Source organism: Allobosea sp. Tri-44 (genome assembly GCF_004123845.1).
In the GTDB taxonomy this organism is placed as follows: domain Bacteria; phylum Pseudomonadota; class Alphaproteobacteria; order Rhizobiales; family Beijerinckiaceae; genus Allobosea.
Map to the genome: position 1 here is coordinate 309,469 of NZ_NBDP01000005.1, position 16,091 is coordinate 325,559.

The window sequence follows — 16,091 nt, forward strand, 5'->3', positions numbered from 1 at the left end:
ACGCTGGTTAGCCGCCCGGGCGCGCCTCCGCAAGCCGCGCGGCATACCGCGCCATCAGATCGACCTCGACATGGACGCCGTCTCCCTTCCTGCGCTCGCCCCAGGTGGTGACGCTGAAGGAATGCGGGATCAAGAGCACGGTGAAGACGTCGTCCTCGACCGTGTTGACCGTCAGAGATGTCCCGTCGAGGCAGATCGAGCCCTTGGCGGCGATGAAGCGGGCTAGCCCTTGCGGGGTCCGGATATGGAAGCGCGCCGTCGCACCCCAGGGCTCGCTCGGGTCAGCGGCGATCTCGTCGATCTTCAGGATCCTGCCGACGCCGTCGACATGGCCGGTGACGAGATGGCCGCCGAGCTCGTCGCCCATCTTGAGCGAGCGTTCGAGATTGATCTTGGTGCCGAGGCCCCACTCGCCGACCGACGTCTTCGCCAGGGTCTCGGCGGCCGCCTCGACCTGGAAGGCGCAGCCGGGCTCGCCATCCTGGCGCGGGTTCAGCGCCGTCACGGTCAGGCAGACGCCGGCGCAGGCGATCGAGGCACCGATCTCGATGCCGGATGCTTCCCAGGGACAGGAAATATCGAACTGCTTGAGGCTGGGGCCCTTGCTCTCGGCGCGAGTGACGGTGCCGATGGCGGTGACGATGCCGGTGAACATCAGGCGATCCTCGTGAAACGTTCGAAACGGTCGCAGCCGATCTGCCCCGCTTCGGTGACGGCGTAAATCTCGGGATCGGCGAGCAAAGCCGCAAGTCCCGGCCTGACCGCGACGATGCCATCGCCGCCGAGGGGGTTCGGCGAAGTCGAGACGATGACCTCGTCGGCGAAGCCTTGCAGCGCCAATTGTTCGCCCACGGTCGGCCCACCTTCGGAGAAGACGCGGGTGATCCCGCGCGTCGCCAGCAAGCGCAGCGCCTCGCCAAGATCGAGATGGCCATCGGCGGCGCGGGAGACGCGCATGACTTCGACACCGGCGGCGACCAGCTTCCCCTCCGCGGCGATCGGCGCATCCTCAGCCGCGATCACCCAGAGCGGTACGGTCGCAGCCCCTTGGACCAGCTTGGCGGTCAGCGGCAGGCGGAGCGCGGAATCGAGCACGACGCGGATGGGCGAGCGGATTTCGAGCCCGGGCAGACGTACGGTCAGCAGTGGGTCATCGGCAAGGACGCTGCCGATGCCGAGCATGATCGCGTCGTGGCTGACGCGCAGGCGGTGCACCCATTCGCCCGATTCCGGGCAGGAGATGGAAAGGCGCGCGCCCCCTGCCCCGCCGGCGAAGCCATCAGCCGTACGCGCAACCTTGAAGGTCACCATCGGCCGGCCTTCAGTCACCCGCAGGACATGGCCGCGATGGCTGCGCTGCGCCTGATCCTCGAGCACGCCGACCTTGACCTCGACACCCGCCATGCGCAGCAGGGCGTGGCTGAGACCGGCGATCTGCGGATTGGGATCGGCCATGGCGGAGACGACGCGCCTGACGCCGGCGAGCAAGGTGCGCTCGATGCAAGGGGTGCCGCCACGGACGGTGCGATGCGAGCAGGGCTCCAGCGTGACGTAGAGCGTACCGCCGCTCGCGGCCGCTCCGGCCTGCTCGAAGGCCATCGCCTCGCCATGCGGCCGGCCACCGGGCTGCGTGCGGCCCTCGCCGACGACCACGGGCCCATCCGGCCCGTCGCGCACCACGACGGCGCCGACGCTCGGATTCGGCCAGGTCTGGCCGAGCCCGCGCGCGCCGAGCTCCAGCGCCCGCGCCATGAAGGCGCGATCGATCTCGTCCTGGTCAGGCATCGTCGCGGGCAGGCGCCGGCTTGGTATCGGGCTCGATCTCGTCACTGCCGAGCTGGCCGAGGAGCTCCTCGAAATCGCGGGCCTCGCGGAAGTTCTTGTAGACCGAGGCGAAGCGGACATAGGCGACGTCGTCGAGCGCCTTCAGCCCTTCCATCACCAATTCGCCGATCGCCGAGCTCTGGATCTCGCCCTCGCCCGAGCTTTCGAGCTGGCGGACGATGCCATTGACCATGCGCTCGACGCGCTCGGGCGCAACGGAGCGCTTGCGCAGCGCCACCTCGATCGAGGTCTGCAGCTTGTCGCGATCGAAGACGGTGCGCCGGCCCGAGCGCTTGACCACGGTGAGCTCGCGCAGCTGCACGCGCTCGAAGGTGGTGAAGCGGCCGCCGCAATCGGGGCAGACGCGCCGGCGCCGGATCGAGGCGTGATCATCGGTCGGCCGCGAATCCTTCACCTGCGTGTCGAGGGAGCCGCAATAGGGACAACGCATGGCGAGGCCTCGGGGTTACCGGGCAACGATATCGCCCGCGGCCCTTCATTGCCCCAGCCATGCCGTCGCAGGCCAGCGAAAAACGACCAGCCGTCGGCAAGAGAGCCAGCACGAGATCGCATGACGCCCCGGCCAACGGATCGCAGCCCCTCGCAAAAAGAACGCCGGGCGAGCCGCCTTCCCATGGCAAGGTGTCGTCCTGCGCCCCGCCTGCCAGTCACCTTTTGCGCCTGCCTTCCGATCTCCCCTGTTCGCCAATCGGAGTTTCGCAGATGTCCAATGACACTATGGGCGACGCCTTCGGCGGCCTGGTCGTCCTGGCGTTCGACCTTCTCGACAGCGAGATTCAAAGGTCCCCCGAACGTCTCGCCGAGATTCTCAAGAGCCCGGTCGTGCTGGCGACGGCGCAGAAGGGCCTGCTCAGCTTCGCGAACGCGAAACTCAAGAGCCAGAGCACCCAGCTCTCACCCGAGGACATCCAGAAGCTGCGCTCAATCGGCGACGATGTCCTGTCCAAGGCGGCCGACGAGTATTTCAAGCAGATCAAGAAGTCGTCGAGCTACAAATCCCTGGAAAAGCAGGTCGATGCCTTCAAGCAAGCCGCCAGTTCGTCGGCGCTCGGCGTCTGGGTCGATCAGCATAAGGGCATTGTCTATGTCGTCGGCGCGGCACTCGCGCTCGGGGCGGGCGCCGCCCTCTTCGTCACCAAGCCGACCAATGGGGCCGTGACGCTCGGCCTGCAGCAGCTGGAGAAGCTGAAATTCGAGGTCGTGAAGCTCGGCGCGCTCCAGCTCGGCGTCGGCGGCATCGTCTTCGATCCGACGGCCGAGTTGGTCGGCGCCAAGCTGACCGGCAAGCTGAAATGGGAGCGGCTGAAGCTCGACCTCTCGCTTCAGGTGGTGACCAAATCGGCCGCCATCGAGAAGGTTGAGGGCGAGGTCATGGTCCAGTACGGCTCGTTCGAACTCAGCGGCATCGTCAAGAAGGACGTGAACAAGCCGACCGTCGACCTCAATCTCAAGCTGAGCGCGACGGATGACCGATTCAACGTCTCCGTCGCCGCGCAGGTCAAGGACGGCCAGTTCGGCGGCAGCGCCTCGGCGGGCTACAAGATCACCAAGGGGCTCGATCTCAACGCGGAACTCAGCCGGACCAACCGGGGCGATGCGCCCGGCGGTCCGGAGAACCTGTTCATGATCAAGCTGACCGGGACCTTCCCCTAAAGGAGAGGTCCCGGCGATTTCCCGTTCAGTAGATCGGGAAGCGCGCGGTCAGCTCGTGGGCCTTGGCCTTGACCGCCTGCTCGACGGCGGCGTTGCCCTCCTCGCCATTGGCGGCGAGGCCGTCGAGCACCTCGGCGATCAGTTCGCCGACCTTCTTGAACTCGGCGACGCCGAAGCCGCGCGAGGTCGCTGCCGGGGTCCCGAGGCGGATGCCCGAGGTGACCATCGGCTTTTCCGGATCGAAGGGGATGCCGTTCTTGTTGCAGGTGATGTGGGCGCGCCCGAGCGCAGCCTCGGCCGCCTTGCCGGTCACCTTCTTCGAGCGCAGGTCAACCAGCATCAGGTGGTTGTCGGTGCCGCCGGTGACGAGGTCAAAGCCCTTGCTCTTCAGCGTCTCGGCCAGCGCCTTGGCGTTGGCGACGACGGCGTGGGCGTAGGTCTTGAACTCCGGGCGCAGCGCCTCCTCGAAGGAGACGGCCTTGGCGGCGATGACGTGCATCAGCGGGCCGCCCTGCAGGCCGGGGAACACGGCCGAGTTGATCTTCTTGGCGATCGCCTCGTCATTGGTCAGCACCATGCCGCCGCGCGGGCCGCGTAGGGTCTTGTGCGTGGTGGTGGTGACGACATGGGCGTGCGGGAACGGCGAGGGATGGGCACCGCCCGCGACCAGCCCGGCGAAATGGGCGATATCGACCATGAAATAAGCGCCGACCTTGTCGGCGATCTCGCGGAAGCGGGCGAAATCCCAGTGGCGGGCATAGGCCGAGCCGCCGGCGACGATGATCTTCGGCTTGTTCTCGACCGCGAGGCGCTCCATCGCATCATAGTCGATGACCTGGTCGACGACGCAGACGCCATAGGGCACGACCTTGAACCACTTGCCCGACTGGTTGACCGGAGCGCCATGGGTCAGGTGACCGCCGGCAGCGAGGTCGAGACCCATGAAGGTGTCGCCGGGCTGCATCAGCGCCATGAACACGGCCTGGTTGGCCTGGCTGCCGGAGTTCGGCTGGACATTGGCGAACTGGCAATCGAACAGGCGGCATGCGCGCTCGATCGCGAGCTTCTCGGCGATGTCGACGAACTGGCAACCGCCGTAATAGCGCCGGCCCGGATAGCCCTCGGCGTACTTATTGGTCATCACCGAGCCCTGCGCTTCCAGCACGGCGCGGGAGACGATGTTCTCGGAAGCGATCAGCTCGATCTCGTCGCGCTGGCGACCGAGCTCGAGCTCGATGGCGCGGGCGATCTCCGGATCGACATCGGCAAGCGACGCGCCAAAGAAGGAGTTGGAGAGGTGCTTGTCCAGCGCGGCTTCGGTCATGTCCGGCTCCTGAAGTATGGGGCGGCCGATCGCGGCCCGGCCCCGTGCGCGGTCCCTATCACGCGATGTGAGGCTGTCCAAGTGATAGATGGCCGCGGCGAATGCCTTGGCCGGACGGGCCACGCGCCGGAATGAAAGCCGTGTAACCTCGGGCCGAGGCGAGGCATCCGCCGCCGCCATATCAGCAGCCGAGGGCAAGGCAGATGGCTGAGTCGGACACACGCTCCCGGATCATCGCGGCGGCCGAGGTCCTGTTCTATGGGCATGGCCTGCACAGCGTCGGCGTCGATGCCATCGCCGAGGCGGCCGGCGTCACCAAGCGCACGCTCTACAATCACTTCCAGAGCAAGGACGAGCTGATCACCGCCTATCTCACCGCGCGCGATACGCCGGCAATCGAGCGCTACCGGCAATGGCTCGGCGATCCCGGCCGGCCGCTGCCGGAGCGAATCGCGAACCTGTTCGGCGAACTGGCGGACCACGCGAAGCGCCCGAAATGGCGAGGCTGCGGCTTCACCCGCGCCGCGGTGGAACTCGCCGGCCAGCCCGGCCATCCGGCGGTGGCGATGGCGGCCAATCACAAGCGTCGCTTCGAAGCCTGGCTCGCCGGGGAACTGCGCGAAGGCGGCCTTGCCGACCCGGAGCGATCGCCCGGCAACTCGCGATCCTCGTCGAAGGTGCGATCGCGCAGATGCTGATCCATCGCGACATCAGCTATGCACTCTCCGCGGGCGAAGCGGCGGTGCTCATCGTCGCGAGCCATCTCGATGCGGCGGCGCACCGACTGCAGCGCACCACCACCTCCTCTCCGCAGACGGCCCTGTATACCGACTAGTGAATTTCATCTGACCGGCCGGTCCCTATCGTTCGCCCTCGCATCTGCGGGGGAGACCGATCGTGCCGACACCGACGCCCAATTCCTGGCCACCAGCCCTGGTCCTGTCGCTCGTCGCGGCCGGAACGATCCTCTCGATCTCGATGGGCTTGCGGCAGAGCCTCGGCCTGTTCATGGAGCCGATGGTCCAGAACGCCGGCGTCTCCGTCGCCACCTTCGGCTTCGCCATGGCGCTGCAGAACCTGGCCTGGGGCATCGGGCAGCCCTTCATGGGCGCGCTCTGCGATCGCTATGGCGGGCGGCTCGTCGTGATCGCCTCATCGGCGCTGTTCTGCGCCGGTCTCTATCTGATCGGGACCGGCAGCCCGCTCGGCCTTCAGCTCGGTGGCGGGCTGATGATCGGCATAGCCGTCGCGGGAACCTCGCATGGCGTGCTGGTGGGCATCGTCTCGCGCCTCGCCGCCCCGGCCGTGCGCGGAACCGCGATCGCGATCCTCGCCGCCACCGGCTCGCTCGGTACCTTCGTGCTGGCGCCGACTGCGCAGGCGCTGATCGAGCGCTGGTCCTGGCAGGGGGCGTTGGGCGGGTTGGCTGTGCTCGCAGCCGGCATGGCGGCGGTGGCCTTCCTCTTCCGGACCGCCAGCCCCGGCGCCGCAGCGGGACCGGCACAGCAGAAGCCAGATGCGCGCCGCGCCATCGCAGAGGCCATGGCCGACCGCTCCTTCGTGATCTCGACCGTCGCCTTCTTCGCCTGCGGTTTCCAGCTGATCTTCATCGCGACGCATCTGCCGAAATACATCGCCATCTGCGGGCTGCCGCCCTCCGTCAGCGCCGAGGCGATTGCGCTCATCGGCATCTGCAATGCGGTCGGCACTCTCGTCGCCGGCTATCTCTGCCAGCGCTGGGGCAACAAGACCGTGCTGGCGCTGATCTATCTCCTGAGGACGGCCTCGATCGCCGTGTTCTTCTCCTTGCCCGTCAGTGTCGAGACGACGCTCGTCTTCGCCGCCGCCATGGGGTTTCTCTGGTTGAGTGTCGTCCCGCCGGTCAGTGGCCTGATCAATGGGCGCTTCGGCACGGCCAATTTCGGGACACTGTTCGGCGTGATGTTCCTCAGCCATCAGCTCGGGGCCTTTCTCGGCGCCTGGCTCGGCGGGCTGAGTTATGAATGGAGCGGCAGCTATGCGATCGCCTGGATCGCACTGATCCTCGTCGGCACACTGGCCGCGATGCTGCAGTTCCTGGCTGAGGACGAAGGGTCACCACGGCCGCGGCCGGCATAAGGTCTTCCGTCGCGGAGGCGGCAGTTCAAGGCTTCGACGCCACCTTTCGGCCGGACCGAGGACCATTCGTTGGACGATAGGCGAGCTTTCTGTGCGATGCCGCCTGCATGAGCTTGCGGAAGGTCGGGCATTCCAGATGGCTCGGGGCCGGGCAGTCGGCGACGTGGCGCAGGACATCCCGCAGCGTGCGCAATTCGACCATCTGCCGCTGCAGCTCATCGGCCCTGAGGCGCAGCTGGCCGCGCGGGATGTCGGGCCTGCCATCCCGCCCGAACATGCCGGCGATCTCGTCCAGCGAGAAGCCGGCCGCCTTGCCCATTGCGATCAGCGACAGCTTCAGCAGCACGTCGGCATCGAACTGCCGTCGTAGGCCGTGCCGTCCGAGCGAGGCGATCAGGCCGATCTCCTCGTAATAGCGCAGCGTCGATGGCGCCGCGCCCGAGCGGCTGGCGACCTCTCCAATATCCAGAACGCGCATGCTTGACCTCAAGCTGACTTGAATTCGTACACTCTGCCGAACCCATGCATTCGGCAAGAGGAACATCATGGAAGCCATTCTCGCTACAAGGCAAATTCCGATCTGGCAGGACCGGCGCGCCATCGCCCTTTTGATGGCGGCATCGCTCACCACCATGGCGAATGCGACGATCGCGCCGGCCCTGCCGGGACTGGAGCGCCTGTTCGCGGACGACCCCAACGCCGCGCTGCTGACGCGGCTTTTAGTGCCAGCGCCGTCGCTCGCCGTCGCGATCTGCGCCCCGCTCGCGGGAATCGCGGCCGACCGGATCGGACGGCGCCGGCTGCTGCTGTTCGGCGTGGTCCTGTTCGTCATCTCAGGCTGCGCCGGGCTTGTCCTGCCCGACCTGCCGGCGATCTTCTTGAGCCGCCTCGTACTGGGCATCGCGGTCGCCCTGATCATGACCGCGCAGACGGCCTTGATCGGCGACTACTTCACCGGCGACGACCGCAACGCCTTGACCGGCCTGCAGATCTCGGCCCGCAATCTCGGCGGCCTCGTCTTCATCCTCACCGCCGGCTGGGTCGCGACGCTCTCGCCGCGTCTCCCCTTCGCGATCTACGGGCTTGCGGCCGCCTTCCTGCCGCTGATGTGGCTGGTCATCGTCGATCCGCCGCGTCTGTCGCCGGCGACTCGGCCGGGCCAGATAGGGGCTGGTGACGATCGCTCTCCCTGGCGGCTCCTCTTCGCCTCGCTGGTGCTGCTGCAGGCCGTTACCAACATGATCTTCTTCATCATGCCGACACAGCTATCCTTCTTTCTGGACGCGCAGGGTTATGACAGCGCGATCATGACCGGCTCGGCGCTCGGCGTGCTGATGCTGTCGGGCGGCGGCTTTGCGCTGCTCTATCGTCGCATCCAGCGCGCCGTCGGCTATGCCGGCATCTTCGCGCTGGGCTATGGCGCGATGGCGCTGGGCTTCCTGCTGCTGGTCACCACCTCGACCACCCCGGCGATCTTTGGCGCCGTCGCGGCGATCGGCGCAGGCTACGCTTTGGTCTCGCCGAGCTTCGTGGCGCTGGCCCTCAACCTCGCACCACAACAGAAGCGCGGGCTCGCAGGCGGCATCCTCACCGCCTCGATCTTCATCGGCCAGTTCTGCTCGCCGCTGCTGAGCACGCCCTTGATCGCAGGCTATGGCTACCCTGCCCTCTTCGGCGGCACAGCCGTGCTCCTCGCGATGATGACAGCGACAGCCCTCGCGGCAGACGGCGCGAAACGGCTCCGCCGGCGATAGTGCGACGAAATGGAATGCGGCCGCGCGCCCGCTCTGCTCTATTCCACAACCTGAGGAGGCCGACTCGCTTCCGCGTAGCGCAACCGTCGGCTGCAATCGAACCGACATCGGGATGTCGCAGGGGCCCTGCGATATCCTGCAACGAGAACAGGGGGATGCCGGCGTGACCCAGGATGCGCAGCAAATCGGAGCCGAAACTCCGGAATGGCCGCCCAAGCGCCGCTCGCCCCTGCACGCCTTCTTCGAGAGCGGCGCCGCGGCCGGTGTCCTGCTCGTCCTCGCTGCCGCGAACGCGCTGATCATCGCCAATTCGCCGCTCGGCCTGCTCTATTTCAAGGTGCTGGAGGCGAAGGTCGCCGGCCTTTCCATCCTGCACTGGATCAACGACGCGCTGATGGCGCTGTTCTTCCTGCTCGTCGGGCTTGAGATCAAGCGCGAGTTCATCGAGGGCCAGCTCGCGACCTGGAGCCGGCGCGCCCTGCCCGCCTTCGCCGCGCTCGGCGGCATGATCGCGCCCGCGCTGATCTATGTCGCACTCGCCCGTGGTGACGCCGAGGCGATACGCGGCTGGGCCATCCCCGCCGCGACCGATATCGCCTTCGCGCTCGGCGTGCTTGCCATCCTCGGCTCGCGCGTGCCGGTCTCGCTCAAGATCTTCCTGACCGCGCTCGCCATCCTCGATGATCTCGGGGCGATCCTGATCATCGCCCTGTTCTATTCGGGCAATCTCTCGCTGCCGATGCTGGCCGGCGCCGCCGCCTGCCTCGCCGTGCTGATCGCGCTCAATCTGCGCGGCGTGCGCTCGCTGCCGCTCTATCTCGTCATCGGCGCCGTGCTCTGGTTCTTCGTGCTGAAATCCGGCATCCACGCCACGCTCGCCGGTGTCGCGCTGGCGCTGACCATTCCGCTCGCCGGCCGCGGCACCGAGAGCGACGAGCCTGAGCATTCGCCGCTGCATACGCTGGAGCACAGGCTCCATCCCTGGTCGTCCTATTTCATCGTGCCGGTCTTCGGCTTCGCCAATGCCGGCGTCTCGATCGCCGGAATGTCGCCCTCGCTGCTATTGACGCCGGTGCCGCTCGGCATCGTGCTCGGGCTCTTCCTCGGCAAGCAGATCGGCGTCTTCGGCTTCGCCTGGCTCGCGGTCCGGCTCGGCCTCGGCACCATGCCCGCCAAGGCGACATGGGCGCAGGTCTATGGCGTCTCGCTGCTTTGCGGCATCGGCTTCACGATGAGTCTGTTCATCGGTGCCCTCGCCTTCGCGAACAATGCCGCGCTCAACGACGCGACCAAGATCGGCGTGCTCGCCGGCTCGGCGCTGTCGGCGGTGATCGGCTACGTCGTGCTCCACATCGCCGGCCGGCATCTGGCGACAGAGGATGAGCCCGCGCCGGCGCTCGTGCCGCGCAAGCGGAAGCACTGACAGACGTCACCACAAAATCGTCGCAGCTGTGGCGGAACCAAGGCGGCGCCTCGACGTTGTCTCCGCAGCGGCGGAGGTAGCGATGGCTTTCAGTCTTCTGGAAATCTCGATCGTGATGGCGTGCATCTCGTTGCTCGGCTTCCTGATCGCCGACAACATGGTCTGAGCCGACCGGATCGGGACGAAGGCGGGCCGAAACGGGCCCTTCCCCGAAACGAAACGACCCGCCGTCTCCGGCGGGTCGCGTCTTCGATCATCAGATCGAAGAGATCAGATGTCCTGATCGCCCTGCAGGGCTGCGACCGGCACCGGGCCGAGCCCGTCCTTGTTGTAGATGTCGTCGCGGAACTGCACGCCGCCATCGGGCGTCGCCCAGGCGGTGACATAGACCCAGTAGCACGGCACCGGGTTGGCGATGCGGGCGTTGACGCGCTCGCCCGAGGCGATGGTCTCGTCGATCTTGGCGCGATCCCAGCCGGGCGTCTCCTTGAGCAGGAAGGCGATGTAGTCGCGCACGTTCTGGACGCGGATGCAGCCAGAGGAGACGAAGCGGAAATCGTCGCCGAAGATGCCCTTCGACGGCGTGTCGTGCATGTAGACGCCGTGCGAGCTCGGAATGTTGATGCGCACGAAGCCGAGCGAGTTGAACTCGCCGCCCGGATCCTGGCGGAAGGTGTAGCGCGTCGCTTCATCCGAGCGCCAGTTGACCCGCTCCGGCGGAATCTCGCCGCTCGGCCCGATGATGCGGATCTTGTTCTCGGTCAAGTAGGTCGGTTCCTTCTGCATCTTCGGAATCAAATCCTTGCGGATGATCGAAGCGGGAACCGTCCAGGTCGGGTTGAAATTGACCTCGGGGATCTTGGTCTGCAGCAGCGGCGACTGGCGGTCGATCTTGCCGACGCCGGCGGCGTGGCGGGTCGCGACATGGCCATTCTCGACCGTCTCGACCGCGGCCGCCGGGATGTTGGCGACGACATAGCGATTGCCGAGATTGCCCGACCAGGTGCGCAGGCGCACGATATTGGTCTCGAGCTGGCGGATGCGCCGGTCGACCGGAACGTTGAGTGCGGTCAGCGTCGCGCGGTTGATGCTGCCGGTGGTCGACAGGCCCATGCGCGACTGGAACCGGCGCACGCCGCCCTCGACATAGGAATCATAGATGTTGCTGTCGCCGGCGGAGACATCGAGATCGCCGGTGATGATCAGCCGCTGGCGCAGTGCGACGACGCTGGCGCCGCGTGAGCCGACGGCGAGCTTGTCGCTGACCTGGAGAGGCTGCCAGCCGCCGCGCGCGGCGAGCGCGCGATAGGCCTCGACGGCCTGCTCGGTCGCGGCCAGCGCGGCCGGCGACAGCATCGGCGTCGAGGAACGCGCGACTGCATTGCGCGCGCCGGCATCATAGCTCTGGCGCCATTCGGCCTGCTGGGCGAAAGCCGGCAGGCTGACGCCCGCGGCAGCGCTCGACAACAGGGCCAGGACCGTCTCGCGACGTGTCAGGCTGAGTTTCGGCATCGATCGTACCCCTTGGACTTCGCATATCATCGGAGCGGGACGCGACCCGCCCCTTCGGCCTGGCATCTGCCACGCCGGTCGCTGGGGACGATCCCTTACCACAGTTAACACCCTATGATGAGCGCGGCATTTTTAGGGCGGCGATGCGTCGCGCTCACGCGGGTTTGATCGCTGTGGCCGGAATGAAATCGCTGTTGCCGAAACGAAACAGGCGCACGCGCTCCGGCCGGGAAACCGAAGCGCGCTGCGGGATATCCATTGAAAGGGGGCCAAATGCCCCCGCCTCTCAGAGCTTGTAGCGGATCTGGTCGGTCCAGAAGCGCTCGAGACGCAGCAGGGCGTTGTTCATGCGCTCGAAATCGTCGGCCGCGATGCCGCCGATCTGCTCGACCGTGCGGACATGCTTGTCGTAGACGCCCTTGACGATGTTGTGCACCTCGCCGCCCTTTTCGGTCAGGCTGATGCGCACCGAGCGACGGTCGATCCGCGAGCGGGCATGGTGCAGGAAGCCGAGCTCGACCAGCTTCTTGACGTTGTAGGAGACGTTCGAGCCGAGATAGTAGCCGCGGGTGCGCAGCTCGCTGGCCGAGAGCTCGGCGTCGCCGATATTGTAGAGGAGCAGCGCCTGCACGCTGTTGACGTCGTCGCGGTTGCGGCGCTCGAACTCGTCCTTGATGACGTCGAGCAGCCGGCGATGCAGCCGCTCGACCAAGGTGAGGGACTCAAGGTAAAGCGGCTTCACCTTGAGCTGAACCTCGTCAGCGGCAGCTGGCTCCACAGTCTTTACATTGCTCTTCATGGTATATCCCGCCTGTTGCATGTCGGCCAGGATTTGTCTCCCGGTCCGCTTCTGAGAGACACCATAGGCAGTGCGGATGAAAACGAGTTTAAATATCAGGATGAATCAGGGATTTACCCATTTGGGTGAATCCAAAATGAACCGGAAGTCTCTTAAGCTAAAGCGTTTCTTACCGCGGCCTGCCGCATTCGAGGCAGGCTCGCCGGTTCAGGATTCCTGGTTTTCCGCCGCCCAGGTCGCCAGGAAATAGGCCAGCATCAGGCCGACATAGATGCCGATCAAAGCGGGCGACAGCGTCAGCCAGCGCGGGAAGAAGAAGCCGAGCAGGAGCTGACTGACGGCGGCGAGCAGCCAGAGCACGCCGCCCCAGGTCGCGGTCAGCCAGAGGCCGACGCCGGCGACGAGATCGAAGACCGCAAAATAGACGGTGATCGCCTGGAAGGTCAGCGGGCGCGTCTCGAAGGCCGGGCCGGTGTCCAGTCCGAGGCCGAGGATCATCGCCCAGTGGTAGAGGCCTTTGCCGATCCACACTACCGAGAGCAGCCGCAGCAGCCAGACCAGGAGCAGCCGCCAGCGCATGCCGCGCCTGGCCTCGCCGGCCGGGCGCGGGCCACGCAGAACCTCGCCGTCGCGCAGGACCGCCATCTCAGCCGCCCACGACCAGCTCGGTCGCTTCGAGCGGGACGAAATAGGCGGCCACATCAGCCGGATCGAGCTCTTCCAGCGTCTGCGGCCGCCAGGACGGCGCCTGGTCCTTGTCGATCACCACGGCGCGGACGCCTTCATAGAAATCATGGCCACGGGAAATCCGGGAGACGATGCGGAATTCGAGCTGCATCGCCTCTGCGAGGTTCAGCGTGGCGCCACGGCGCATCTGCTCGAAGGCGATGGCGACGCTGGTCGGCGACTTGCCTCGGATCGTCGCGAGCGCTTTCGCGGCGAAGGCATCGCCGGCTGCGGCCTTGGCACCCAGCCGGCCGAGAACGTCAGGCAGCGTCGTCGCGCCGAAGCAATGCGCGATCGTCTCCCGCTCCGGCGCGAGCTTGCCCGGTCCGGGATCCCCAGCGAAGCGAGCGATGGTGGCGTCGACGGGCTCGGTTCCGGTCAGCGCCTCGGCGAGCTCGGCCATGCGCACCGAGGGAACCGCATGCGTCGCGAGCCCGAGCGCCAGCGCATCGGCCTGGCCGACGCGGTCGCCGGTCAGGGCGAGATAGCTGCCGCTGTGACCCGGCAGGCGCGGCAGGGCATAGGTCGCGCCGACATCCGGGAAGAAGCCGATGCCGACCTCCGGCATGGCGAAAAGCCAGCGCTCGCCGGCGACGCGGTAGCTGCCATGCAGGGAGAGGCCGACGCCGCCGCCCATGACGATGCCGTCAACCAGCGCGACATAGGGCTTGGGATAGCTCTGGATGCGGGCGTTGAGGATGTACTCCTCGCGCCAGAAGGCGAGCATCTCGTCATATTGGCCGGCCTTGCCGAGGTCATGCAGGCTGCGGATGTCGCCACCGGCGCAGAAGGCCTTCTCGCCGGCGCCGGTCACGACGATGCGCGTGACGGCGGGATCGTGCTCCCAGGCGTCGAGCGCCTTGGCCAGTTCGCGCACCATGACGAGATTGAGCGCGTTCAACGCCTTCGGCCGGTTGAGCACGACGAAGCCGGCGCTGCCGCGGGTTTCGCAGATGATGTCCGGCTCGTCCGACATGGTGCGCTTTCGTCTGGTCCGGTCCCGTGTTTGGGCGTTGGCCGGAGGCCTGTCAACGCGTCCGCCGGCGCGCAGCCGCACGGCGCGTTTTTGGCGAAGTGCCCGCGCGACGGGCGTGGCTGCATGCGACCATCGCGACTGTTTTGGAATGGTTCCGATGTGCTAAAGCATCGCCGGCAAGCAAGATCGCGTTCGAAGCGGAGGCGTTTATGGCATCTCGGGTTGTGCGGCCTTTCCCCGCGCCGCAGGCGCGGCAGGCCGAGGCTGCGGTCGCCATGACGGACGCGCTCGGGCTCACCCGCCGCATGCGCCGCAACCGCAAGGCGGACTGGTCGCGCCGGCTGGTGCGCGAGAACCGCCTCACCACCGACGATTTGATCTGGCCGATCTTCCTGATCGATTCGGCCGAGCCGATTTCGCCGGTCGCCTGGATGCCGGGTGTCGACCGGCTCAATATCGACGAGGCCGTGCGCCAGGCGGAAGCTGCGGCCAGGCTCGGCATCCCCGCGATCGCGCCCTTCCCTTATGTCGACCCGGCCTTGCGCGACGAAACCGGCTCCGAGGCAATCAATGGCCGCAACCTGATGTGCCGCGCGGTCAGGGCGATCAAGGCGGCGGTGCCGGAGATCGGCATCATCTGCGACGCGGCGCTCGATCCCTATACCTCGCACGGCCATGACGGCGTGATGGATGGCGAAAAGATCCTGAACGACGCCAGCGTCGGCATCCTCGTCCGCCAGGCGCTGGCGCTCGCCGATGCCGGCGCCGACGTGATCGCGCCCTCCGACATGATGGACGGGCGCGTCGGCGCGATCCGCGCCGCGCTCGATGCCGGCGGTCATGAGGACGTGCAGATCATGGCCTATTCGGCCAAATACGCCTCGGCCTATTATGGCCCGTTCCGCGACGCGATCGGCACCAACGCCACGCTCATCGGTGACAAACGCACCTACCAGATGGACCCGGCCAACACCGACGAGGCGATCGCCGAGGTCGCGCTCGATCTCGAGGAGGGCGCCGACATGGTGATGATCAAGCCCGGCCTGCCCTATCTCGACGTGATCGCACGCGTGAAGGACACCTTCGCGGTGCCGACCTTCGCCTACCAGGTCTCCGGCGAGTACGCGATGATCATGGCCGCGGCCAACAACGGCTGGCTCGACGGCGACAAGGCGATGCTGGAGAGCCTGCTCGCCTTCAAGCGCGCCGGCGCCGACGGCGTGCTGACCTATTTCGCGCCGCGGGTGGCGAAGATGCTGAAGGAGCGTGGCTGAACTGGGCTGCCTGCCGCCCAACTCGCCATTGCGGCGAGCGCCTCGATCTTGAACACTACCCGCAACCGATCAAGCAAAGGCGCCTCTTTCTAGGCCCTGATGATTTTGTGAGATGGCGCATGATTGCGAGATCTTCGTCGATCAAACTGCGCCTCGTTTGCGCTTTAATGGCGTTACAATTTGGCTTGGCAGCACCCGCACTATCCGAAGACGAAGACCTGCCCAGCTGGGACATCCTTGAAAACAAGATCGTATACGGCGTACCAAACTCAGATATCATTGGTTTTGTGGCAATATGCGGTCCCCGTGAAAAACAGGTTAAAGCAATTATTGCAGTTAAACCTTCTTCTGAAGATATCAAAAGCGGCCAAAAACTTGTACTTCAGGCTGGAAAATCGCGAATCGAAACGACATTCACCCCCGACGACGTCGATGGCGAGACGGTAATATTCTCAACCGAACTCAAGCCGCTTTTAGCGCTGCTTCGCAGCGAGGGCACGATCACAGCTAAGATCGGAAAATCGACGACCTCCCTGCCACCTCTCGGGCAATCGCGTGCGCTCGCCACGCGCAAGTTCGAGAGCGGTTGCGCTCGATAGTCACCTCGACACCCAGCCCGTTACGCGGTCGAGAACTAGTCGATCAGGCGATAGACGGAAACGTGCGAGCGCGACTCCGCTGTGAAGG

At 66.3% G+C, this 16,091-nt stretch carries 17 protein-coding genes; 8 read left to right on the top strand and 9 right to left on the bottom strand.

Annotated elements, in window-relative coordinates; all coding sequences use genetic code 11:
* Nucleotides 1-7 precede the first annotated feature (7 nt).
* The 3 genes from B6S44_RS06135 to nrdR are packed head-to-tail and all read right to left on the bottom strand — an operon-like array spanning nucleotide 8 to nucleotide 2,275.
* Entirely contained in the window at nucleotides 8-655 is a 648-nt protein-coding gene (locus B6S44_RS06135; protein ID WP_129155870.1) for a riboflavin synthase, read from the bottom strand.
* The gene (gene ribD / locus B6S44_RS06140; protein ID WP_126112653.1) at nucleotides 655-1,785 is read right to left on the bottom strand and encodes a bifunctional diaminohydroxyphosphoribosylaminopyrimidine deaminase/5-amino-6-(5-phosphoribosylamino)uracil reductase RibD; all 1,131 of its coding nucleotides are present in this window, start codon (nucleotides 1,783-1,785) and stop codon (nucleotides 655-657) included. Before ribD ends, B6S44_RS06135 begins: the two co-directional genes overlap by 1 nt.
* Nucleotides 1,778-2,275: a transcriptional regulator NrdR gene (gene nrdR / locus B6S44_RS06145; protein ID WP_129155871.1), complete on the bottom strand. Its 498-nt coding sequence runs from the start codon at nucleotides 2,273-2,275 to the stop codon at nucleotides 1,778-1,780. Before nrdR ends, ribD begins: the two co-directional genes overlap by 8 nt.
* A gap of 272 nt (nucleotides 2,276-2,547) precedes the next feature.
* On the opposite strand from nrdR, the gene B6S44_RS06150 reads away from it, so the two are divergent.
* Nucleotides 2,548-3,498 carry a hypothetical protein gene (locus B6S44_RS06150; protein ID WP_129155872.1) on the top strand — a complete coding sequence of 317 codons (951 nt, stop codon included), beginning with the start codon at nucleotides 2,548-2,550 and terminating at the stop codon, nucleotides 3,496-3,498.
* A gap of 25 nt (nucleotides 3,499-3,523) precedes the next feature.
* Here the strand turns inward: B6S44_RS06150 and glyA are convergent, their stop codons facing one another.
* On the bottom strand, nucleotides 3,524-4,822 hold the full coding sequence (gene glyA, locus B6S44_RS06155) for a serine hydroxymethyltransferase (RefSeq protein WP_057192216.1): 1,299 nt from the start codon (nucleotides 4,820-4,822) through the stop codon (nucleotides 3,524-3,526).
* Between the two features lie 203 nt (nucleotides 4,823-5,025).
* Between glyA and B6S44_RS06160 the strand changes: the two genes are divergently transcribed.
* The 3 genes from B6S44_RS06160 (at nucleotide 5,026) to B6S44_RS06165 (ending at nucleotide 6,940) form a co-directional block, all read left to right on the top strand.
* Nucleotides 5,026-5,520, top strand: coding sequence for a TetR/AcrR family transcriptional regulator (locus B6S44_RS06160; protein WP_248309467.1), 495 nt, complete (start codon nucleotides 5,026-5,028; stop codon nucleotides 5,518-5,520).
* Nucleotides 5,514-5,657 (top strand): hypothetical protein, encoded by a 144-nt coding sequence (locus B6S44_RS29790; protein ID WP_248309468.1) that lies wholly within the window; start codon nucleotides 5,514-5,516, stop codon nucleotides 5,655-5,657. The genes B6S44_RS06160 and B6S44_RS29790 overlap by 7 nt, the downstream gene beginning before the upstream one ends.
* A gap of 62 nt (nucleotides 5,658-5,719) precedes the next feature.
* A complete protein-coding gene (locus B6S44_RS06165) occupies nucleotides 5,720-6,940 on the top strand; it encodes an MFS transporter (RefSeq protein WP_129155873.1) in 1,221 nt (406 codons plus the stop codon).
* Between the two features lie 25 nt (nucleotides 6,941-6,965).
* Here the strand turns inward: B6S44_RS06165 and B6S44_RS06170 are convergent, their stop codons facing one another.
* Nucleotides 6,966-7,418, bottom strand: a complete 453-nt coding sequence (locus B6S44_RS06170) for a helix-turn-helix domain-containing protein (RefSeq protein ID WP_129155874.1) — start codon at nucleotides 7,416-7,418, stop codon at nucleotides 6,966-6,968.
* A 67-nt stretch (nucleotides 7,419-7,485) separates the two neighbouring features.
* Here B6S44_RS06170 and B6S44_RS06175 point away from each other — a divergent pair, with 67 nt between their 5' ends.
* Together B6S44_RS06175 and nhaA are read left to right on the top strand one after the other, a co-directional pair.
* Entirely contained in the window at nucleotides 7,486-8,694 is a 1,209-nt protein-coding gene (locus B6S44_RS06175) for an MFS transporter (protein WP_129155875.1), read from the top strand.
* A 163-nt stretch (nucleotides 8,695-8,857) separates the two neighbouring features.
* Nucleotides 8,858-10,117: a Na+/H+ antiporter NhaA gene (gene nhaA / locus B6S44_RS06180; protein WP_465246089.1), complete on the top strand. Its 1,260-nt coding sequence runs from the start codon at nucleotides 8,858-8,860 to the stop codon at nucleotides 10,115-10,117.
* 270 nt (nucleotides 10,118-10,387) lie between these two features.
* Here the strand turns inward: nhaA and B6S44_RS06185 are convergent, their stop codons facing one another.
* From B6S44_RS06185 to B6S44_RS06200, 4 genes are all read right to left on the bottom strand, one after another.
* Nucleotides 10,388-11,629, bottom strand: a complete 1,242-nt coding sequence (locus B6S44_RS06185; protein WP_129155877.1) for a L,D-transpeptidase family protein — start codon at nucleotides 11,627-11,629, stop codon at nucleotides 10,388-10,390.
* A gap of 286 nt (nucleotides 11,630-11,915) precedes the next feature.
* Nucleotides 11,916-12,428: a transcriptional regulator LdtR gene (gene ldtR / locus B6S44_RS06190; RefSeq protein WP_129155878.1), complete on the bottom strand. Its 513-nt coding sequence runs from the start codon at nucleotides 12,426-12,428 to the stop codon at nucleotides 11,916-11,918.
* A gap of 207 nt (nucleotides 12,429-12,635) precedes the next feature.
* Nucleotides 12,636-13,073 carry a DUF6163 family protein gene (locus B6S44_RS06195; RefSeq protein ID WP_129155879.1) on the bottom strand — a complete coding sequence of 146 codons (438 nt, stop codon included), beginning with the start codon at nucleotides 13,071-13,073 and terminating at the stop codon, nucleotides 12,636-12,638.
* Between the two features lies 1 nt (nucleotide 13,074).
* Nucleotides 13,075-14,130, bottom strand: coding sequence for an enoyl-CoA hydratase/isomerase family protein (locus tag B6S44_RS06200; RefSeq protein ID WP_129155880.1), 1,056 nt, complete (start codon nucleotides 14,128-14,130; stop codon nucleotides 13,075-13,077).
* A gap of 209 nt (nucleotides 14,131-14,339) precedes the next feature.
* Here B6S44_RS06200 and hemB point away from each other — a divergent pair, with 209 nt between their 5' ends.
* Nucleotides 14,340-15,404 carry a porphobilinogen synthase gene (gene hemB / locus B6S44_RS06205; protein ID WP_129155881.1) on the top strand — a complete coding sequence of 355 codons (1,065 nt, stop codon included), beginning with the start codon at nucleotides 14,340-14,342 and terminating at the stop codon, nucleotides 15,402-15,404.
* A gap of 119 nt (nucleotides 15,405-15,523) precedes the next feature.
* Entirely contained in the window at nucleotides 15,524-16,003 is a 480-nt protein-coding gene (locus B6S44_RS06210) for a hypothetical protein (protein ID WP_129155882.1), read from the top strand.
* Nucleotides 16,004-16,091: the final 88 nt, after the last annotated feature.